At 60.8% G+C, this 18,911-nt stretch carries 22 protein-coding genes, 1 tRNA gene and 1 pseudogene; 15 read left to right on the top strand and 9 right to left on the bottom strand.

The window, feature by feature from the left end; translation table 11 throughout:
- Window positions 1–36 precede the first annotated feature (36 nt).
- The 9 genes and pseudogenes from NKI18_RS06260 (at window position 37) to NKI18_RS06220 (ending at window position 7,345) form a co-directional block, all read left to right on the top strand.
- Window positions 37–486: a DUF2231 domain-containing protein gene (locus NKI18_RS06260; protein ID WP_352620501.1), complete on the top strand. Its 450-nt coding sequence runs from the start codon at window positions 37–39 to the stop codon at window positions 484–486.
- Window positions 486–1,832, top strand: a complete 1,347-nt coding sequence (locus NKI18_RS06255) for a PQQ-dependent sugar dehydrogenase (RefSeq protein WP_352620499.1) — start codon at window positions 486–488, stop codon at window positions 1,830–1,832. Before NKI18_RS06260 ends, NKI18_RS06255 begins: the two co-directional genes overlap by 1 nt.
- 42 nt (window positions 1,833–1,874) lie before the next feature.
- A pseudogene (locus NKI18_RS06250) lies at window positions 1,875–2,031 on the top strand (efflux RND transporter permease subunit); the annotation flags it as partial.
- A gap of 167 nt (window positions 2,032–2,198) precedes the next feature.
- The gene (gene coxB, locus NKI18_RS06245) at window positions 2,199–3,014 is read left to right on the top strand and encodes a cytochrome c oxidase subunit II (RefSeq protein ID WP_352620497.1); all 816 of its coding nucleotides are present in this window, start codon (window positions 2,199–2,201) and stop codon (window positions 3,012–3,014) included.
- Window positions 3,015–3,105: 91 nt separating this feature from the next.
- Window positions 3,106–4,875 (top strand): cytochrome c oxidase subunit I, encoded by a 1,770-nt coding sequence (gene ctaD, locus NKI18_RS06240; RefSeq protein ID WP_352620495.1) that lies wholly within the window; start codon window positions 3,106–3,108, stop codon window positions 4,873–4,875.
- Window positions 4,872–5,576 carry a cytochrome c oxidase subunit 3 gene (locus NKI18_RS06235; protein ID WP_352620493.1) on the top strand — a complete coding sequence of 235 codons (705 nt, stop codon included), beginning with the start codon at window positions 4,872–4,874 and terminating at the stop codon, window positions 5,574–5,576. The genes ctaD and NKI18_RS06235 overlap by 4 nt, the downstream gene beginning before the upstream one ends.
- Window positions 5,577–5,589: 13 nt before the next feature.
- Window positions 5,590–6,312, top strand: a complete 723-nt coding sequence (locus NKI18_RS06230) for a heme-copper oxidase subunit III family protein (protein ID WP_023678903.1) — start codon at window positions 5,590–5,592, stop codon at window positions 6,310–6,312.
- A 10-nt stretch (window positions 6,313–6,322) separates the two neighbouring features.
- Window positions 6,323–6,727: a cytochrome C oxidase subunit IV family protein gene (locus NKI18_RS06225; protein ID WP_352620491.1), complete on the top strand. Its 405-nt coding sequence runs from the start codon at window positions 6,323–6,325 to the stop codon at window positions 6,725–6,727.
- A 144-nt stretch (window positions 6,728–6,871) separates the two neighbouring features.
- Window positions 6,872–7,345, top strand: a complete 474-nt coding sequence (locus NKI18_RS06220; protein ID WP_023678905.1) for an aminoacyl-tRNA deacylase — start codon at window positions 6,872–6,874, stop codon at window positions 7,343–7,345.
- A gap of 65 nt (window positions 7,346–7,410) precedes the next feature.
- On the opposite strand, the gene NKI18_RS06215 is transcribed toward NKI18_RS06220, so the two are convergent.
- The 5 genes from NKI18_RS06215 to tig form a co-directional block, all read right to left on the bottom strand.
- Window positions 7,411–8,223, bottom strand: a complete 813-nt coding sequence (locus NKI18_RS06215) for a DUF2189 domain-containing protein (protein WP_352620489.1) — start codon at window positions 8,221–8,223, stop codon at window positions 7,411–7,413.
- Between the two features lie 316 nt (window positions 8,224–8,539).
- Entirely contained in the window at window positions 8,540–9,472 is a 933-nt protein-coding gene (locus NKI18_RS06210) for a heme o synthase (RefSeq protein ID WP_352620487.1), read from the bottom strand.
- Window positions 9,473–9,621: 149 nt separating this feature from the next.
- Window positions 9,622–9,975, bottom strand: coding sequence for a c-type cytochrome (locus NKI18_RS06205; protein WP_502894605.1), 354 nt, complete (start codon window positions 9,973–9,975; stop codon window positions 9,622–9,624).
- 211 nt (window positions 9,976–10,186) lie between these two features.
- Complete coding sequence (locus NKI18_RS06200; protein WP_352618250.1) at window positions 10,187–10,708, bottom strand: hypothetical protein; 522 nt, start codon at window positions 10,706–10,708, stop codon at window positions 10,187–10,189.
- 157 nt (window positions 10,709–10,865) lie between these two features.
- The gene (tig, locus tag NKI18_RS06195) at window positions 10,866–12,341 is read right to left on the bottom strand and encodes a trigger factor (RefSeq protein ID WP_352618498.1); all 1,476 of its coding nucleotides are present in this window, start codon (window positions 12,339–12,341) and stop codon (window positions 10,866–10,868) included.
- Window positions 12,342–12,684: 343 nt separating this feature from the next.
- Here tig and NKI18_RS06190 point away from each other — a divergent pair.
- Window positions 12,685–12,769, top strand: a tRNA-Leu gene (locus NKI18_RS06190).
- A 91-nt stretch (window positions 12,770–12,860) separates the two neighbouring features.
- Here the strand turns inward: NKI18_RS06190 and NKI18_RS06185 are convergent.
- Both NKI18_RS06185 and NKI18_RS06180 read right to left on the bottom strand, forming a co-directional pair.
- Window positions 12,861–13,445, bottom strand: coding sequence for a GDYXXLXY domain-containing protein (locus tag NKI18_RS06185; protein ID WP_352618253.1), 585 nt, complete (start codon window positions 13,443–13,445; stop codon window positions 12,861–12,863).
- Window positions 13,442–14,560 (bottom strand): DUF2157 domain-containing protein, encoded by a 1,119-nt coding sequence (locus tag NKI18_RS06180; protein ID WP_352618256.1) that lies wholly within the window; start codon window positions 14,558–14,560, stop codon window positions 13,442–13,444. Before NKI18_RS06180 ends, NKI18_RS06185 begins: the two co-directional genes overlap by 4 nt.
- 221 nt (window positions 14,561–14,781) lie before the next feature.
- On the opposite strand from NKI18_RS06180, the gene NKI18_RS06175 reads away from it, so the two are divergent.
- From NKI18_RS06175 to NKI18_RS06155, 5 genes are all read left to right on the top strand, one after another.
- Window positions 14,782–14,922: a DUF1127 domain-containing protein gene (locus NKI18_RS06175; protein WP_023678913.1), complete on the top strand. Its 141-nt coding sequence runs from the start codon at window positions 14,782–14,784 to the stop codon at window positions 14,920–14,922.
- A 48-nt stretch (window positions 14,923–14,970) separates the two neighbouring features.
- A complete protein-coding gene (locus tag NKI18_RS06170; RefSeq protein WP_023678914.1) occupies window positions 14,971–15,111 on the top strand; it encodes a DUF1127 domain-containing protein in 141 nt (46 codons plus the stop codon).
- 374 nt (window positions 15,112–15,485) lie between these two features.
- Window positions 15,486–16,895: a methylenetetrahydrofolate--tRNA-(uracil(54)-C(5))-methyltransferase (FADH(2)-oxidizing) TrmFO gene (trmFO, locus tag NKI18_RS06165; RefSeq protein ID WP_352618260.1), complete on the top strand. Its 1,410-nt coding sequence runs from the start codon at window positions 15,486–15,488 to the stop codon at window positions 16,893–16,895.
- 71 nt (window positions 16,896–16,966) lie between these two features.
- Window positions 16,967–17,257 carry a type II toxin-antitoxin system ParD family antitoxin gene (locus tag NKI18_RS06160; RefSeq protein WP_352618263.1) on the top strand — a complete coding sequence of 97 codons (291 nt, stop codon included), beginning with the start codon at window positions 16,967–16,969 and terminating at the stop codon, window positions 17,255–17,257.
- Window positions 17,258–17,397: 140 nt separating this feature from the next.
- Window positions 17,398–17,574: a hypothetical protein gene (locus NKI18_RS06155; protein ID WP_353019119.1), complete on the top strand. Its 177-nt coding sequence runs from the start codon at window positions 17,398–17,400 to the stop codon at window positions 17,572–17,574.
- A gap of 86 nt (window positions 17,575–17,660) precedes the next feature.
- Here NKI18_RS06155 and NKI18_RS06150 read toward each other — a convergent pair whose 3' ends face one another.
- The gene (locus NKI18_RS06150; RefSeq protein WP_502900663.1) at window positions 17,661–18,488 is read right to left on the bottom strand and encodes a phytoene/squalene synthase family protein; all 828 of its coding nucleotides are present in this window, start codon (window positions 18,486–18,488) and stop codon (window positions 17,661–17,663) included.
- 25 nt (window positions 18,489–18,513) lie between these two features.
- Entirely contained in the window at window positions 18,514–18,903 is a 390-nt protein-coding gene (locus tag NKI18_RS06145) for an Mth938-like domain-containing protein (protein ID WP_352618271.1), read from the bottom strand.
- Window positions 18,904–18,911: the final 8 nt, after the last annotated feature.

The raw sequence follows: 18,911 nt of genomic DNA, 5'->3' as shown, positions 1-18,911 counted from the left end.
CGTTTGTTTGGACGAGAATAGGAAGGATGGCGCATTATGGTCGGTGACAATCCGCGTTCGACGGCCAGGATTGCGGGACATCCTATTCATCCGATGCTCGTGCCATTTCCGATCGCCTGCTTCGTCGGCACCCTGCTGACGGATCTAGCCTATTGGCGAACAGCGGAGATGATGTGGGCTGACTTCTCCGCTTGGCTGGTTACCGTCGGCGTGATCATGGGCTGCCTAGCAGCGATCGCGGGGCTGATCGATTTCCTGGCCAATCCGCTGATAAGGGCACAGCCCCCCGCCTGGCCGCACGTGCTCGGCAATCTTCTGGCGCTGGCGTTATCCATCATCAACATGCTCGTGCACACCCGCGATGCATGGACCTCCATCGTTCCTACCGGCTTGATCCTCTCGGCGGTTGTCGTGCTCATCCTCATCTTCACTGGTTGGCTGGGCTGGTCCATGGTGTACCGGCATCACGTCGGAGTGGCGGATTGATGCGCATAGCAAGCTCCATCGGTCAGACCAGGCGCATCGCGGTGTCCGTCCTCGTTTGCACTGCGGCGATCACTCTTGCAGCGTGCAGCGGCAACGACCCGGAGCCCAGCAGTCAGATAGGGCCGAATCCAAACCTGCCGGAGCCGATCCAATATTTCTTCCCGCCCATGCATCTCGCTTCCGTGGTCGGATGGAAGAACGACGAAAAGCCGACCGTCGCGCAGGGGCTGCAGATCCAGGCTTATGCCCACGGCTTGCAGCATCCGCGGTCGCTTTACGTGCTGCCCAATGGCGACGTCCTGGTGGTCGAGTCCAAGGCGCCGGGTGGCGAACCGATCAAACGGCCCAAGGATTTGGTGATGGGCTGGATCGAATCCTGGGTCACCTCGGGCGGCGACAGCGGCCCAAGCAACCGCATTACGCTGCTGCGCGACACCGATGGCGATGGCAAGCCGGAGCTGACCAGCGTATTCCTCGACCACCTGAGCTCCCCCTTTGGCGTGGCGCTGGTGGGAAGCGATCTCTACGTCGCCAATACCGACTCCATCGTCCGCTATCCCTACAACACCAGTGACACAAAGATCACCGCGCCCGGGACGCCGCTAACCGCCCTGCCCGGCGGCCCGATCGACCACCATTGGACGAAGAGCCTGGTGGCAAGCCCCGACGGTTCGCTGCTCTATGTCGGCATCGGCTCGAACAGCAACGTCGCCGAAAACGGCATCGAGGCGGAGAAGAACCGCGCCGCCATCTGGCAGGTAGACAGGGCCACCGGCCGGTCGCGCATTTTCGCCAGCGGTTTGCGCAATCCAAACGGCCTGAGCTGGGAGCCGCAGACCGGGGCGCTCTGGGCAGTGATCAATGAGCGCGACGAGCTCGGCCCCAATCTCGTGCCGGATTATCTGACCTCGGTAAAGGATGGCGGCTTCTACGGATGGCCATACAGCTATTACGGCCAGCATCTCGATCCCCGTGTCATGCCCCAACGTCCGGACCTGGTCGCAAAAGCGATCGTTCCGGATTATGCACTGAGTTCCCACGTCGCCCCTCTGGGACTGGCCTTCTATACGGCAACCAGCCTTCCCGAGGCATATCGTGGCGGCGCCTTCGTTGGCGAGCATGGCAGCTGGAACCGCACGCGCTTCAATGGCTACAAGGTAGTGTTCGTACCATTCAGCGGCGGCCGTCCGAGCGGCGTCGCTACCGACGTGGTGACTGACTTCCTGGACAAGGACAACAAGGCGCGCGGCCGGCCTGTCGGCCTGGCTGTCGACAAAACCGGGGCCCTGCTCATCGCCGACGACGTCGGCAACACAGTTTGGCGGGTGACATCTGCCGGCCAATAAAGTGGCTCCACTCTCTTCGTCGAGCGTCGAGCAGGTGAACGGACACTGGTCGAAGCAATCGTGCTGACGTTCTTCGTCATGCTGCTGTTCCTGCAGAACCTGCGCGCGACGATCCCCGACGATCGCCGTTCCGGTGACTCTGCCGGGCACATTCGGCGTGCCCGCCCTTGCCGGTTACTCGACGCTGACGATGTTTGCCACGCGCTGCCGCTGATCACCGCCGAACCGAAGGACCGCCAGCCCCGAAATGGTATTTTTGCCCTTCCCACAGCCGGCTCTAGAATTTTCATCGCAAATCAAGTTATGATGCACTTGGTATTTCCCGGGACGGCTTGCGCCGCTTGGAATACCGGGAGGAACCGGGACATGGCCGTTGCGCTTGTACTCGTTCTGATAGTCGTGGGCTCGGTGTTGTTCCACTTCCTGAGCCCATGGTGGTGGACGCCGATTGCCTCGAACTGGGACTATATCGACAACACCATCATCATAACTTTCTGGATCACCGGTGTCGTCTTCGCCGCCGTGGTTCTTTTCATGGCCTATTGCGTCTTCCGCTTCCGTCATCGGGAAGGCAATCAGGCGGCATACGAACCTGAGAACAGGCGGCTCGAATCCTGGCTGACGGTCGTCACCGCGGTTGGCGTCACCGCTTTGCTCGTTCCAGGCCTGTTCGTCTGGAGCCGGTTCGTTAACGTTCCAAGCGACGCAACCGAGATCGAAGTTGTCGGCCAGCAGTGGCAATGGAGTTTCCGCCTCCCCGGCAAGGACGGCAAGCTCGGCACATCCGACACTCGCGACGTCAACGCTGAAAATCCACTCGGCGTCATCGCCACCGATGCCAACGGCCAGGACGATGTCGTAGTGGAAGCGGCCGACCTGCACCTCCCGGTAGGCAAACCGGTCAAGATGCTGCTCCGCTCGATCGATGTGCTGCACGATTTCTACGTGCCGGAATTCCGCGCCAAGATGGACATGATCCCGGGCTCGGTCACCTATTTCTGGTTCACTCCGACCAAGACCGGAACCTTCCAGGTCCTGTGCGCCGAACTCTGCGGCCAGGGACATCCGATGATGCATGGCGTGGTCATGGTCGATACTCAGGAAGACTATCTGGCGTGGCTTGGCCAGCAGCAGACTTTTGCGCAGCTGTCCGCCCCCCAGCAGATGGGCTCGGCAGAGTAGGAAACCGGAACGACGGCGCGCCGTCGGGATTGAAATTAGTGTGGCAAGCCCGAACTGTCGGGCTGGCCGAAAAGGGCACGGAGGTGTTCCTATGGTCGATATCACACCTGCAGATGCGGTACCGCCGGCCGAAGTCGCGGAAATGGAACTCTACCATCCGCACAGCTGGTGGACGAAATACGTTTTCTCGCAGGACGCCAAGGTCATCGCCATCCAGTATTCGGCGACGGCGACAGCGATCGGCATGGTCGCGCTGGTGCTATCCTGGCTGATGCGGCTGCAACTCGGCTTCCCCGGCACATTCGACTTCATCACCCCGGAAGCCTACTACCAGTTCATCACCATGCACGGCATGATCATGGTGATCTACCTGCTCACGGCACTCTTCCTGGGCGGCTTCGGCAACTATCTGATCCCGTTGATGGTTGGTGCTCGCGACATGGTCTTTCCCTATGTCAACATGCTGAGCTACTGGATCTATCTGCTCGCCGTGCTGGTCCTGGCGTCGAGCTTCTTTGCGCCCGGCGGACCGACGGGTGCCGGCTGGACGCTCTATCCGCCGCAGGCGATCATGACCGGTACGCCAGGCGGCCAGGACTGGGGCATCATCCTGATGCTTGTCTCGCTGATCCTGTTCATCGTCGGCTTTACCATGGGCGGCTTGAACTATGTCGTGACGGTGCTGCAGGGGCGCACGCGCGGCATGACGCTGATGCGCCTTCCGCTTACTGTCTGGGGAATTTTCACCGCCACCATCATGGCGCTGCTCGCCTTCCCGGCGCTGTTCGTCGCCTGCGTGATGATGCTGCTCGACCGGGCGCTCGGCACCAGCTTCTTCATGCCGGCGATCGTCGAGATGGGCGAACAGTTGCAGCACGGCGGCGGCAGCCCGATCCTGTTCCAGCATCTGTTCTGGTTCTTCGGCCATCCGGAGGTCTACATCGTGGCGCTTCCGGCCTTCGGCATCGTATCCGACCTGATCAGCACCCATGCGCGCAAGAACATCTTCGGCTACCGCATGATGGTCTGGGCCATCGTCGGCATCGGCGCGCTGAGCTTCGTGGTCTGGGCGCACCACATGTATGTCAGTGGCATGCATCCCTATTTCGGCTTTTTCTTCGCCACAACGACATTGATCATCGCCGTCCCAACAGCCATCAAGGTCTACAATTGGGTGCTGACGCTGTGGCGCGGCGACATCCACCTCACGATTCCGATGCTTTTTGCCCTGGCCTTCATCGTCACCTTCGTCAATGGCGGGTTGACCGGCTTGTTCCTCGGCAATGTCGTCGTCGACGTTCCGCTGTCGGACACGATGTTCGTCGTCGCCCATTTCCATATGGTCATGGGGGTTGCCCCGATCATCGTAATCTTCGGCGCGATCTATCACTGGTATCCGAAGGTCACCGGCCGGATGCTGAACGAGACATTAGGCCGGTTCCATTTCTGGGTCACCTTCCTCGGCGCCTATCTGATCTTCTTTCCCATGCACTATCTCGGCTTGATGGGCGTGCCGCGGCGGTACAACGAATTGACCGACATGACGATCATGACGGAATCGGCCCACCACCTGAACTCGTTTATCAGCATCATGGCTTTTATAGTCGGTTTTGCTCAGATTGTGTTTCTGTTCAATCTCATCTGGAGCATCCGCCATGGCCGTGAGGCTGGCGGCAATCCGTGGCGGGCGACGACGCTCGAGTGGCAGACGCCCGAAACACCGCCCGCCCATGGCAATTTCGGCAAGGATCTGCCGATCGTCTATCGCTGGGCTTATGACTACAGCGTACCGGGAGCCAAGGAGGACTTCATACCGCAAAACGTTCCGGGCTCCTTCGCGCCCTCCAGGGAGCCGGCATGAGCGTAATCCTGGTCTTCCTGCTCGTGATCGCAGGTATTGCCGGGTGGTGGCTTTCCCATCAGCGGTTAATGACGAAGCCGTGGCTCGAGCAAGGTATGATCGGGGATTTTGTCGCTCTGGACCGATCGGCGCTGCCGACCGCAAAGATCGGTCTCGGCGTCTTCCTTGCCGTCGTCGGCGGCCTGTTCGCGCTGTTCACCAGTGCTTACTTCATGCGCATGGCGCTGTCGGATTGGCGGCCGCTGCCCATCCCGCCCCTGCTCTGGCTTAACACCGGCGTACTGGTCTTGAGCAGCATTGCGATACAGTGCGCTTCGCTCGCGGCGCGCAAGGGTCAAGTGGACATGGTCAGGCTTGGCCTCGCCACCGCTGGACTCACGGCGCTCGTCTTCCTGATTGGACAGCTTGTGGCATGGCGGGAACTGAGTGCGGACGGGCATTTTCTGGCATCCAATCCGGCCAACAGCTTCTTCTATCTGCTAACGGGAATGCATGGCCTGCATATACTGGGAGGACTGGTCGGGCTGGGCAGAACGAGCGTCGGCGCCTGGAACGGAGCGCAGCCGCAGCGGCTTCGCCTCAGTGTCGAGCTGTGCGCCATGTACTGGCATTTCCTGCTTTTCGTCTGGCTCGCCATCTTTGCGCTTCTGGCCGGCTGGGCTTCGACTTTAATCGACATTTGCCGAGGGTTGCTGACCTAGGAGGAACGGGCGGATGGCAGAGACGACACTGGCCCACATCGGCCGAACAGAGCCGCGGCCCGCAGGCTGGCAAGGTATCGCCGCCGACTGGTCCTCGGATCAGCGGGCGTTCAAAAACGTGTCCTGGGGCAAGGCCATGATGTGGATCTTCCTGCTCAGCGACACGTTCATCTTCGGCTGCTTCCTGCTCTCCTACATGACCGCGCGTATCTCAACACGCGTGCCGTGGCCCAATCCGAGCGAGGTCTTCGCCCTGCGCATCGGCGGCTCCGACATTCCACTGATCCTTATCGCCATCATGACCTTCGTGCTGATCTCGAGCAGCGGAACGATGGCCATGGCGGTCAATTTCGGCTACCGCCGCGACCGCCGCAAGACGGCAGTGCTGATGCTCTTGACCGCAGCACTCGGCGCGACCTTCGTCGGCATGCAGGCCTTCGAATGGACCAAGCTGATTACCGAGGGCGTGCGGCCTTGGGGCAATCCCTGGGGCGCTGCCCAGTTCGGCGCATCCTTTTTCATGATCACCGGCTTCCACGGCACGCACGTGACGATCGGCGTGATCTTCCTGATCATCGTGGCGCGAAAGGTCTGGCGCGGGGATTACGATGTCGGACGGCCCGGCTTCTTCACCAGCCGAAGGGGCCGCTACGAGAACGTCGAAATCATGGGGCTTTACTGGCATTTCGTCGACCTGGTCTGGGTGTTCATTTTCGCATTTTTCTATCTTTGGTGAGAGGCAGGACATGGCTGAAGCAACCGCAAACGGCCTGGGACAACACGCACTGGACAGCGCCCATACCCATGATGCGACGACGACCGGGTTTTCCCCGGCGGAGGTTCATCAAGAGCACCCGATCAAGCTCTATCTGGTGGTCTGGGCGTGGTTGTTCATCCTCAGCACCTGCTCCTATCTGGTCGACTATTTCGGTCTCCACGGCTATCTCAGATGGTCGCTGATCCTGATCTTCATGATCCTCAAGGCAGGGCTGATCGTCGCCATCTTCATGCACATGGCCTGGGAACGGCTGGCGCTGACATATGCAATCATCCTGCCGCCGGTGCTGGTGCTGGTGTTCGTGACGATGATGGTCTTCGAAGCGGACTACACGCTTCTCACCCGAATGGCGTTTTTCGGGGCCGGGCCCTGACATGCAATCCGGATCCAGGCGGTCCGGTCCTGGAGCCTTCGCCTTGAAACAATCCACGGCTGGTCCATTTCTGTTGGTATCGGAAACGACAGGCGATGCCGGCGTTTCCACATGCGTCGCGAACACCAGCAAGGGGCGCCCAAGATGACCATCGCAAACAGACTGAAGGACTTCATCGATAGGAAAGGAATTTCCTACGACACCGTCGAGCATCACCGCACGGCGACAAGCAGACAATCTGCCATTGCGGCACATGTGCCTGGCAGCATAATGGCCAAATCGGTGGTCGTTCACCACGACCGTGGCTACGCGCTCGCCGTGGTTCCAAGCACGCACAGGATAGAACTCGCGACATTGCAGGATGTCATGGACAAGCCTCTTGGACTTGCCTCCGAAGACGAGGTGGTCTCGTTGTTCGGCGATTGCGATGTCGGCGCTGTGCCGCCGATCGGCGCTGCCTATGATGTGCCAGTGGTCCTCGATGAAAGCCTCGGCGACGCTCCCGAAGTCTATTTCGAGGGCGGTGACCATAGGACGCTGGTGCATGTGAGCGGCAAGGATTTCCGCGACCTGACAAAGGACGCGCGCCAGGCCCGTTTCAGCCACCCGGCCTATTGAAAGCTCTGCCCCACCCTGCCCGCACCGGCACTTTCACCGGTGCGCGCAGGGCAGGTTTTTTCAGCTCACGGTCTGGTGGCCGGCGGCGATTCCACAACTTTCCGATAGACATGCCAGGTCGCATGACCAAGGATCGGCAGCACGACTGCCAACCCGGCGAACACTGGCAGCGAGCCGATGATCAGGGCGACGGCGACGATAAGGCCCCACACGGCCATCACGATCGGGTTGGCCAGGACAACGCGCACCGAGGTGTGGATGGCTTCGTAGGCGCCGACATCGCGATCGAGCAACAACGGGAATGCGACGACCGTGGTGCACAACACAACCGCGGCGAACACGAAGCCGATGGCGTGACCCAGGATGATGAGCGTCCAGCCGCGTCCCGTTGCGAATATTTCACTGATGAAGCTGGACAGCGATTGCGGCGGCGCCGGGCCGAACAGGGTCTGGTAGAATATCTGGGCCGTCAAAAGCCAGGCGATAAAGATCGCAAGCAGCATGACGCCGACCGCTGCAATAGCCGGCAGTGCCGGAGAACTCCTGACCTCAAAGGCGTGCCTCCACGAGGCGTCGAGCCCGGCTTCCCGTCGCCGGCTGATCTCATAGAGGCCGATCGCCGCGAACGGACCAATCAGTGCAAAGCCGGACACAAGCGGAAACAGCAATGGCAGCGTGTTGTTACCTGATGTCCAGACAGCAAGCACGACTCCCGCAATCGGATAGATCAGGCAGAGAAAAACGATGTGCGACGGCTTGACCATAAAATCGTCGACGCCACGCCTGAGCGCATCAAAAAGATCGGAGACACCGATTTTTCGAATTCTGGTGTGTTCCAGCGTCTCGCCGGCGCCTGCTATCACGTGAAAGCTTGCCATGACCATTCCTCCAGACCAGGTCCGGTAAGGTCGCGTTTTACGGTGCTGCCGTTCTGCACGATTGGCCCACGCAAACCGCGACCTGCACCATGATCAGTATACTCTCATGCGGGGGACTTGTCGCGCTTTGTAGGAAGGCCCGGGAGTAGGAGGTCCCGGGTAGCCTGACTAGCTACGGACGCCGTTCTTCGATATGCTCTTCTAGTCGAAGGTGAAGGTCATGGACGGAAGGACAGTTCTCATACTCGGCCTTGGCGTCGTGATTCTGCTGTTGCTGGGATTTTGTGCTCTGCCAACGTGATGTTTTGAGCCGGGGTCAATAGTCGGCTGAAGCGATCACTCGCATTACAATGGTGTCGGCAAGCAACGCCGCAAATATTGCGAAAAGATAGACAATCGAATACGCAAACAGCGCCTTTGCCGGCTTCATCTCCTTGTCGGCGACGAGAACCTTCCAGGCCTGCCAAATGAAACCTGCACCCAACGCGGCTGAAGCAGTGCCGTAGTATCCGCTCGCGAAGCCGAAGCCCCAAGGGAGCACGCCGATTGGCGCCAAGAGCAGCGAATAGGCGAAGATTTGTTTTCTGGTCGAGTGCTGGCCGGCCACATTCGGCATCATCGGGACCCCCGCCGCGGCATAGTCACCGACCTTGAAAAGGGCCAGCGCCCAGAAATGAGGCGGCGTCCAGAGGAAAATGATCAGAAACAGGATGAGACTTTCAATGCCGATTGCGCCGGTTGCAGCAGCCCACCCGATCACCGGAGGAAGGGCGCCTGCCGCGCCGCCTATGACGATATTCTGTGGCGTCGAGCGCTTCAGCCACATCGTGTAGATAACGACATAGAAAAAGATGGTGAACGCCAACAACGATGCGGCGAGCCACCCCACCAGCACGCCGAGCGTCATGACCGACAGTGCGGAAAGCACCAGACCGAAGCTGAGAGCTTCGCCAGGCGTGACGCGACCGGACGGAATTGGTCGCTTGGACGTGCGAGACATCAAGGCGTCTATGTCTGCGTCGTACCACATATTGAGCGCGCCGGCGGCTCCCGCTCCAACCGCGATTGCGCCGATGGCAATTACGGCGATAACTGGATTCATCACGCTGGGCGCCATCATCAGGCCGACGAAGGCAGTAAACACGGCAAGCGCCATGACGCGTGGTTTCAAAAGCGCAAAGAAATCACCCGCCGTCGCCTCCGAGAGACGGATGCCGGTATCCTTGAGACGGCTTTCTTCAGTCGACATTCAGACGACCACCGATGGGAATGGCAGCCTAGCCGGCCAATGTCTTTTTTGCAACGAGCCGCCCTCCCCACCGACACACTGCCGGCAGATTGCGGCCGAGGCTATGCCTCGACCTGTTTGCTATACCAAGATCCGGCGGAAGAGCCGGGCTATTTGGAGAATTGCTTCAGATAAGCAATGACGTTGGCGATGTCCTCGTCTTTCTTGAGGCCGACAAACGCCATCTTGGTTCCTTTGACCATCGCCTTGGGATCGCGAAGGTAGGTCGTCAGCGTGGCCTCATCCCATTTGACGCCGGACTTGCCGGCCTCGGTCATGGCCTTGGAATAGCTGAACCCCGGATGCGTCCCGGCCGTTCGGCCGATGACGCCGTTCAAGGACGGACCGATCTTGTTCTGGTCCTTGTCCGCGATATGGCAGACCTTGCATTTGGCGAAGACCTTCTCACCCGCCGCGGCATCCTGTGCCCGCGAGGGGCCGGCAATGACGGTGGCGACGGACATGATGATAAAAAACACAATGGCACGCATGGCATTTCCTCCCTGATCGCCAATTTGCCGTGGCTGACCTGCACAGGCCGACATTTAGTCCGCTGGCATGCGCTCTTGAATGGCAGAACGGATATCCACTGCCTGGGGTTGCGGCACCTACATACCACAGAACCCGGCCGGCAGGTAGAGTTCGGCCATGCAAAGGTTAATGCGGACAATCTGCTCAAGGCAATTTGGTGTTGCAGCTGGCGGCGATCCGGCCGATCGCCTCTTCAACTCCGGTGAGGTCAAACTCGGCTTTGCCGCGCCCCGACAGCAGCCCGAACCGCCAGGACAGCAGCAGCCGGTCCGCGGAAATCAGTCGCCTGATGCCGTCGGCACCGTCGCGGACCAGCATTCTGCTGCGCGGGCCAACCGACCAGCTTTCGTTGAGCTTGCCGGATTGGCCGACAGTCACCGACATGGCGATGGTTCGGCTGGCGGAAACGGTGTCGCTCAGCTGCAGCCATTCGCTCCAACGCGGTTCGCCGGCTGTCCGGCAGGCGATCGTCAAAAGCGGGCTGTAGCTCAATGCGCCGCCGCCGGTGATGAGCTTGTTGGTCGCGTAAAGCGAGGCGGTGACAAGGCCATCGCTGCTCTTGTCGAACCGCCAGTTGTCGAGAACCGTATCAGCCTGGGCAATGCCGCAGACCGACGCAAGCAGGAACGCCGCCGCCACGCTTCCGATACCGAAGAACTGTCTCAACGATGCCTCCAACCGCTGCGGTCAGCAACCCAGCGCAGATAATCATCAAAGCTTCATATCGCCACCTCGACCGCCAGATGCGTGAAATCCGTTGCGTCTGCGCCACAACGAAAAAGGCCGCCTCGAGAAGGCGGCCTTTCGGAATTCAGCAGGGACGTTATTCAGCGTCCTTGGCGGCCTTCTTCTTCAGCGCGGCCTTTTTCTTCGGCTCTTCAGCGTCGTCGTCGGCCTTCTTGGTGTCCGCTTTTTTCGCAGCCGCCTTCTTCGCCGGCTTGGCCTTGGTTGTCTCCGTATCCTCGTCGTCGGCCAGCAGCTCTTCCTTGCTGACCTTGACATCGGTGACCGAAATCTGGCCGAGCAGATGGTCGACCACCTTCTCTTCGAACATCGGCGCGCGCAACGTGTTCAGCGCTTCGGGATTATTGCGGTAGAATTCGAAGGCTTCCTGCTGCTGGTTGGCCGGATAGCGACGCACCTGCTCGAACAGGCCGCGCTGCAATTCCTCGTCCGTCACGGTGACGCCGGCCTTCTCGCCGATTTCGGCGAGAACCAGGCCGAGACGCACGCGGCGCTCGGCAAGCCGCATGTATTCGGCACGCGCTTCTTCTTCCGTCGTCTCTTCGTCGGCAAAGGTGCGCCCAGCAGCTTCGAGGTCGCGGTTGACCTGGTTCCAGATGTTGTTGAACTCGGCCTCGACGAGCTTGGACGGCGCCTCGAACGAGTAAGCAGCATCGAGCTGGTCGAGCAACTGCCGCTTGACTTTCTGGCGCGTTATCGAGCCGAACTGGTTCTCGATCTGACCGCGCACCACCTCGCGCAGGCGCTCCAGCGATTCAAGGCCGAGATTTTTGGCCATCTCGTCGTTGATCTCAAGCGCGCCGGGCTTCGACACTTCCTTGATCGTCACGTCAAAAGTGGCTTCCTTGCCGGCCAGATGCGCCGCCTGGTAGTTTTCCGGGAAGGTAACCGTGACCTGCTTCTCGTCGCCGGCCTTGCTGCCGACCAGCTGGTCCTCGAAGCCGGGGATGAATTCCTTCGAGCCGAGCACCAGCGGCTGATCGGTGCCGGCGCCGCCGCCGAAGGCTTCGCCGTCGATCTTGCCGACATAATCGATGGTCACGCGGTCGCCCTCGGCGGCCTTGCCGGTCTTCGGCTCGTAAGTGCGGGCGGATTCAGCGACACGCTTGACCTGCTCGTCGATCTCTTCATCCGGCACGTCGAACACCTGGCGCGTCACCTTGATGTCGGAGAAATCCTTGATCTCGATCGGCGGAATGACCTCATAGTTCAGGCGGAACTCGAAATCGGCACCGCCTGCCAGGATCTTCTCGGCTTCCTTCTCGTCCTCGGTCATGATCACTTCAGGCTGCATGGCGGCCTTTTCGCCGCGCCCGGTGATGATCGAACGGGTCGAATCATTGAGAATCTCGTTGACCACTTCGGCCATGAATGATTTGCCGTAGACCTTGCGCAGATGCTGCACCGGCACCTTGCCGGGGCGGAAGCCGTTGATGCGGACCTTGTTCCTGGCATCGGAGAGCCGCGCCATCAGCTTGGCTTCCATGTCACCGGCCGGCACGGTGATCTTGATCTCGCGCTTGAGACCGGAGTTGAGCGTTTCGGTGACCTGCATCATAAAACCTTTGTTTCCACCAATGAGGCCGTCAAACGGCCCCTGCCGTTTACAGCCTGCCGGTATGATCTTGCCGGGAATGGCTTTTGGTGCGGGACTTGGCGATCTGTCCGCTCAACGCGGCACAAATCCTCCAGAAATACGCTCCAAAATGTGAATAAGTCTTTGTTTTTCCTACTTCTTATCACATTCTGCAGAAGCGGATCGTCGCGTCCCGTCACATTCGACACGCCTTTTGTCACAGGCGCGGCCGATTTTCAACCATCTTTGCATTCCGGCCAATGATGCCGATGTGGGCTCTGACATTGACAGAATGATGGCTACATGGGATTGGCCGGGCAATGCGGATGTGGCGGAATTGGTAGACGCCCTGGATTTAGGTTCCAGTGCCGAAAGGCGTGGGGGTTCGAGTCCCTTCATCCGCACCACCCTTCGCTCTTCGAGCTTCGGGTGGCAGGCCACTCGAAGCTCCTCCGAAGCCTTGGCGAAGGAGGATCATTGCCAAGGCAGTAGCGCGATCTAGTAAAGCGGCTCCTCGAACAGTGTCTTGTCGCCATCCACCAGCGCTTTGATCTGCGCGGTGCCGTTGGCCGCAATCGCCACCCGGATGCCGAACGGCCGCACCCGCATGTCGTTCTGGATCGCCATCCCCTCGCCTTCCGGCAGATAGAAGCGCTCGATGCCGTAATCCGGCGCGATCGTCGTTGCTCCCTGGCTGATATTCCAGCCCTCGGAGACGTGTCCGACGATATCGGCTTCATCGGATGCTGCCGGCACCGGCGCTTGCCCGAACCAAGCCGCGGTCGGCCCCCAATAGCCGTCGGCGCGCGGCTTCAGCCTGACCACGATCGACGTGTCGTCGCTGGAAAGTTTGCCGGCCGGAATGTTGCCGATCAGCTTCACCGGTATGCGCGAAATGTCGTAGCCGAGCAGAATGTAGTCACCGCGCAAGAGATCGCGCGGATCGATCGGCTCAACCCTGAGCAGGACCTGCTTGCCATCGCGCAGGATCGCCGCGCGTCCGGCGATGATCCAGCTCAGAAAGCCGATCTGGACGAGCGCCAGGACCAGCGCCGAGATGATCAGTCTTTTGCCGGTCATCATGCCGCCGCTCCTGTCATGTTCGAGGCGTTCATGCGCTTTTCTATGCGGATGATAATGAACGCAAGAACGGCGAGAAGCACCGCCGCCGCAAGGAAGAAGCCTGCCGTGTCGAGCATTGATTGCAGCATCACCACATAGATGATGGCGAGTTCGAAGGCGAAGCCCGCATAGGCAACCCAGCGCAGTCCCCGGCTCTCGCGGCCGCCCAGCACGATCGCCGCGACGATGCCGGCCAGCGCAACAGCCGAGGCAATGGCGAAGCCGCTATTGTAGCTGCTTTCATCCGCCAGTTCGAATTGGATCATCGCCAGGCCGGTGAGAAAGCCGATCAGCGCGTGCAAGGGCAACCTGCCGCCGAGTTGCAAAACCCTCTCGACCGGCCCGGCAGCAAAGATCGCAGCGGTAAAAAGCAGCACCGACGCGGCAACGAGCGGGATGGCGACTTGCAGCGTGTCGTATTCCATGGCCAACAGCACGAGGTAGAAAAGGATCGACAGGATGATCAGGTGGCGCGCCGCCTGGCTGCGCGTCCAGAACGAAACGGCGAACAGAATTAGCGCCATGACCACGAAGAGATGCGGAAATTCCGTGCGCCGGAAGTAGTCGAACCCTCTCAGGAACAGCCAGGCATCGGCGATGCCGACGGCAGCGACGGTCAGCGGGTTTGAGCGCAGCGCCACCGCCGCCAGCGCCGTGCCGGCGCCCCAGGTGATCAAGGCCGAGGCCTCGTCGCCCGACAAATGATACATCTGGCCGATCAGCGCGATCGATCCGCCGAACGCTGCCGCCGCGACGATCCACAGTGCTTCGCCGATCGCCGCATGGTCGCGCATCTTCAGCACCGCCCCGCCGACATAGCCGGCAAGGATAACGGCAAAAAGTGCCGCGACCCGCACCAGCCGCGGGATGACTTCCCAGTTGGCGGCGATGAAGATCAGGATAGCCGCGCCGAACAGCAGCGCCGCCATCATCGCCAGGATCGAGCCGAAACTCAGCGATTTGCGTTCGTTTGCCTCGACGTCGCGCGTCAGCGCATCGGCTGTCGGCGCGTCGATCAGGCCAGCCTGCTGCCATCGCGCGATATCCGACCTGACCCGTGACGAATAGCTCGCCATGCCCCTCCCCTTTGCTTGGTCCTTTTAGCTCGTCCGGCCAAACGTTTGACCTAACGGCATTTTCCGATCTGGGCGGAAAACCGGACGCGCGTTAATGCTGCATTGCACAATTTGCATTGCTGCCATGCACCAATAGCGCTTTTAAATCGATATGACCCCACCTATTTTCACGGTGCACATAAAGACGGAATGATCCGAAAGAAAGACGAAACGAGACTACCATGAACCTGATCCGCAACTATCGCAACTGGCGCCGCTATAGGGACACCGTGTCCGAGCTGAACCGCCTGAGCACCCGTGAACTGACCGACCTCGGCATCAGCCGCAGCGACATTCACTACGTTGCCCGCAAGGCGGTCTAATCCTTCGGGCCGCAAATGGTCCGAACCAGTTTTGAAAAGAGAACGACAATGAACCTGATCCGCAACTATCGTAACTGGCGCGTCTACCGCGAGACGGTTACCGAGCTGGGTCGCCTGTCGAATCGCCAGCTCAACGATCTCGGCATCGTCCGCGACGAGATCAAGATGGTCGCTCGCAGGGCGATCTAACCACAAGAATTTCGCCAGGGTCGACCTCCTCCCCGACCCTGACGGATACGGTCAGCCTTCACCTCCTCCCGAGGGTTGACCACAAAAACGGCGCCCGCCGGACCTCCTCCCTCGGCGGGCGCTGTTTCTAAGTTGTTTCTAAAAAGGGTTTCGCGCCCTTTCAAATGGCGAAAAGAATTTCGTCAAAGCCGACCTCCTCCCCGGCAATGACGAATACGGTCGATCTTCACCTCCTCCCGAGGATCGACCAACAAAACGACACCCGCCGGACCTCCTCCCCCGGCGGGTGTTGTTGTTTTGGGGCGGCTTTCCCCGTCAGCCATCCTCCCGCGTGGCAATTGCAATCCCGGCGCCAAGCGACTATTTCGGCGCTCATGAGCAAAAATCCCATTCACGTCATCGGCGGCGGTCTCGCCGGCTCCGAAGCCGCTTGGCAGGCGGCCGAAGCCGGCATTCCCGTTGTCCTGCATGAAATGCGTCCCGTCCGCGGCACCGACGCGCACAAGACCGACGGGCTGGCCGAGCTCGTCTGTTCGAATTCCTTCCGCTCCGACGATGCGCAAACCAATGCCGTCGGCCTGCTGCACGCCGAAATGCGGCTGGCCGGTTCGCTGATCATGAGCGCCGGCGATGCGCATCAGGTGCCGGCCGGCGGTGCGCTGGCCGTCGACCGCGACGGATTTTCCGAAGCGGTCACCAGAAAGCTCGAAGCCCACCCGCTCATCACCATTCGTCGCGAGGAGGTGCCCGGCCTGCCGTCGGCGGACTGGGACCAGGCGATCGTTGCCACCGGCCCGCTGACCGCGCCTTCGCTCGCCCAGTCGATTGCAGACGCAACCGGCGCCGACGCGCTCGCCTTTTTCGACGCCATCGCCCCGATCGTCCATTTCGACACGATCGACATGGACATCTGCTGGTTCCAGTCGCGCTACGACAAGGTCGGCCCCGGCGGCACTGGCAAGGATTACATCAACTGCCCGATGGACAAGGAACAGTACCTTGCCTTCGTGCAGGCGCTGGTCGGCGGCCAGAAAACCGAATTCAAGCAGTGGGAAGGCACGCCCTATTTCGACGGCTGCCTGCCGATCGAGGTGATGGCCGAGCGCGGCGTCGAGACATTGCGCTACGGGCCGATGAAGCCGATGGGGCTGACCAATGCGCATAATCCGTCCGTAAAGGCCTATGCCGTCGTCCAGCTTCGCCAGGACAATGCGCTGGGCACGCTCTACAACATGGTCGGCTTCCAGACCAAGCTGAAGCACGCCGAGCAGGTGCGCATATTCCGCACCATCCCCGGGCTGGAAAACGCCGAATTCGCCCGCCTCGGTGGCCTGCACCGCAACACCTACATCAATTCGCCGACGCTGCTCGACGCTTCGCTGCAGTTGAAGTCGCGGCCCGGCTTGCGTTTTGCCGGCCAGATCACCGGCTGTGAGGGCTATGTCGAGAGTGCCGCCATCGGCCTGCTCGCCGGGCGTTTCGCCGCCGCCGAAAGGCTTGGCCATGCGCCGTCCCTGCCGCCCTTGACCACCGCTTTCGGCGCGCTGCTCAACCACATCACTGGTGGCCATATTGTCTCCGACGACGAGCCCGGAAAGCGCTCTTTCCAGCCGATGAATGTCAATTTCGGCCTGTTCCCGCCGGTGGACGCGCCGAAGATCGAAGGCAAGCGGCTGCGTGGCAAGGACAAGACGGTCGCCAAGCGGCACGCCGTGACGTCGCGCGCGCTCGCCGACTGCCGCGAATGGCTGGGGCTGCCTTTTCGGGCGGAAGCGGCGGAGTAGCTCCCTGCTTGCGGATTGCGCGGGCGCAGAAGTAGGATAACATCCTACTTTGTATCGCGAGGCCAAATTCCATGGAATCCGCTGAGAAACTGTCAATCACCGTAACGCCCGCCATGGCGCGTATGATCCGCGAAAAGGTTGAAGACGGCTCCTTCGGTTCGGCCAGCGAAGTCATCCGCGCAGCGCTTCGCGCCTTCCAGCGCGAGGAGGAAGAACATGCCGAGCGCATGGCCTCGATCAGGGCGCGTATAAAGGGGTCGATCGAGGATACGAGGCCTGGCTATACCGGAGAAGAAGTGCGCGATCATCTCCGAGGACTGTTTGCTCAGTATTCAGGCCGCGCTGATGATTCAGCGGCTTGAGGTCGACTACCGTGAAACCGCCAGAAACGATCTGGCTGACATTTTCAAGCACATCATCGAGCCCGGCGGAAATCCGGACATAACGCTGAAATTCGTGCTTCGAATCGAAGATCGCTGCCGAAGCATCGGCAATGCACCGCGTGGCAGCCGGCCGCGCGATGACATTTGCACCAGGGTTGCGAACGGTGCCGTTCGAGCACTCGGCTATTATCGCCTATGTTGGCAGCCACGATCTTGTTCGCATCGTCAGCATCTTCTACGGCGGTCGCGATTATGAGACGCTGATGCGCGACGGCGGATCGAGTAATCCATCGTGATGAACAACTACTCGGCCGGGGCGATGCTCGCCGCCTGCAGTCCAGGCTTGGCGGCCTCCCCGGACTTCCTCATTGGTCATCAGCCTTCATGCGGCCGGCCAGCCTCGCGTCGCTCGCCGGAACAAAAGCCAATGCCGGCGCAGGACGGAGAGCCGAGCCATATCCTTGAGAGGCGAGCGGCGGGCAGTCTCCATCTTGCCGAGATACGCGCCCGTCAGAGCCAGCGGCAGAAAGGCCGGGCGCAGCGAAACCGCCAGAGCGGACGCCCCCTGCTCGAAAGCGGAAAGATGCTCGCGTGCCAGCGCGATCATCGCGGCAACGGCGCGTTCCGCGCCCGGCCCGCCGTCGCCTGTAACGAACTCTTGCGGCGACGATCCCGCCGCAGCCAAAATATCGGCCGGGACAAAGCACTGTCCCCGCTTGCGATGCAGCGGCAGCAGAAGCAGGAGACCGGTCATCGCTTGCGCACAGCCTGCCCTGCCGGCAAGTTCGGCAAAGCGCGGTGCTTCGACCGGATCGAGCACCATCGCCGCAAGTTGGATAAGTGCTGCGGCAGTCTCGCCGCAATAGCCTTCGAGGTCGGTGCGCGACGGCATCGGGTCGTCATAGAGATCGAAGATGCGCGCTTCGAGCATGTTCTCGAAAGCGGCCTTGGGCAGATGGTGGGCGGAAATAGTCGCCTTCAGCGCGTCCGCCACGGGATGGCCGACCTCAGCCCCATCCTCTTCGGCTGCGATGACGTCGCGCCACCATTGCAGCCGCACCTCGCCCGGCAGCGCCTCGTGGATGCGGTCGCGTATGCCGGCAATTTCGGCGTTGAAGGTATAGAGCGAAAACAGCGCGTCCCGCTTGTCTTCGGGCGCGTAGAGCGCGGTCAGGTAGCGGTCATGATCGGCGGCGCGCACCGTCTCCATGACGACTTTGGTGTTTTCGGCCACGTCAGTCGACGGCGATGAGTGCTGCGGCCACGGCGCGGTCTTCAGCCAGCAGCACATTATAGGTCCGCACCGCCGCCCCCGTCGACATCGGATCGGCGGAAATGCCCGCTTCTTTCAGTGCCGTACGCAGCGCTGCAGGCAACGGCCTCAGATCCTTGCCGCTGCCGACCAGCAGGATCTCGACCTTGGCGGCCTCGTTGAACAGCTTGGTGAAATCCGCTGCCGTCAGCTCCAACGGATCGGCCGGCTCCCAGCCATAGATGCCAGAAGGCAGGCACAGCAGCGAGCCGCGATGCGACATGTCGGCAAAGCGGAAACCGCCATTGCCGTAAGCCTCGATCGGTGCGCGGCCGGGGAAATGCGCCTCGCGGATGACGATGCCCTTGGCCACTTTTGAGG

This window comes from Mesorhizobium sp. M0800, from assembly GCF_040320095.1.
GTDB lineage: Bacteria > Pseudomonadota > Alphaproteobacteria > Rhizobiales > Rhizobiaceae > Mesorhizobium.
The sequence above is the reverse complement of the archived record's forward strand: the minus strand, read 5'-3'. Positions and strand labels throughout refer to the sequence as shown.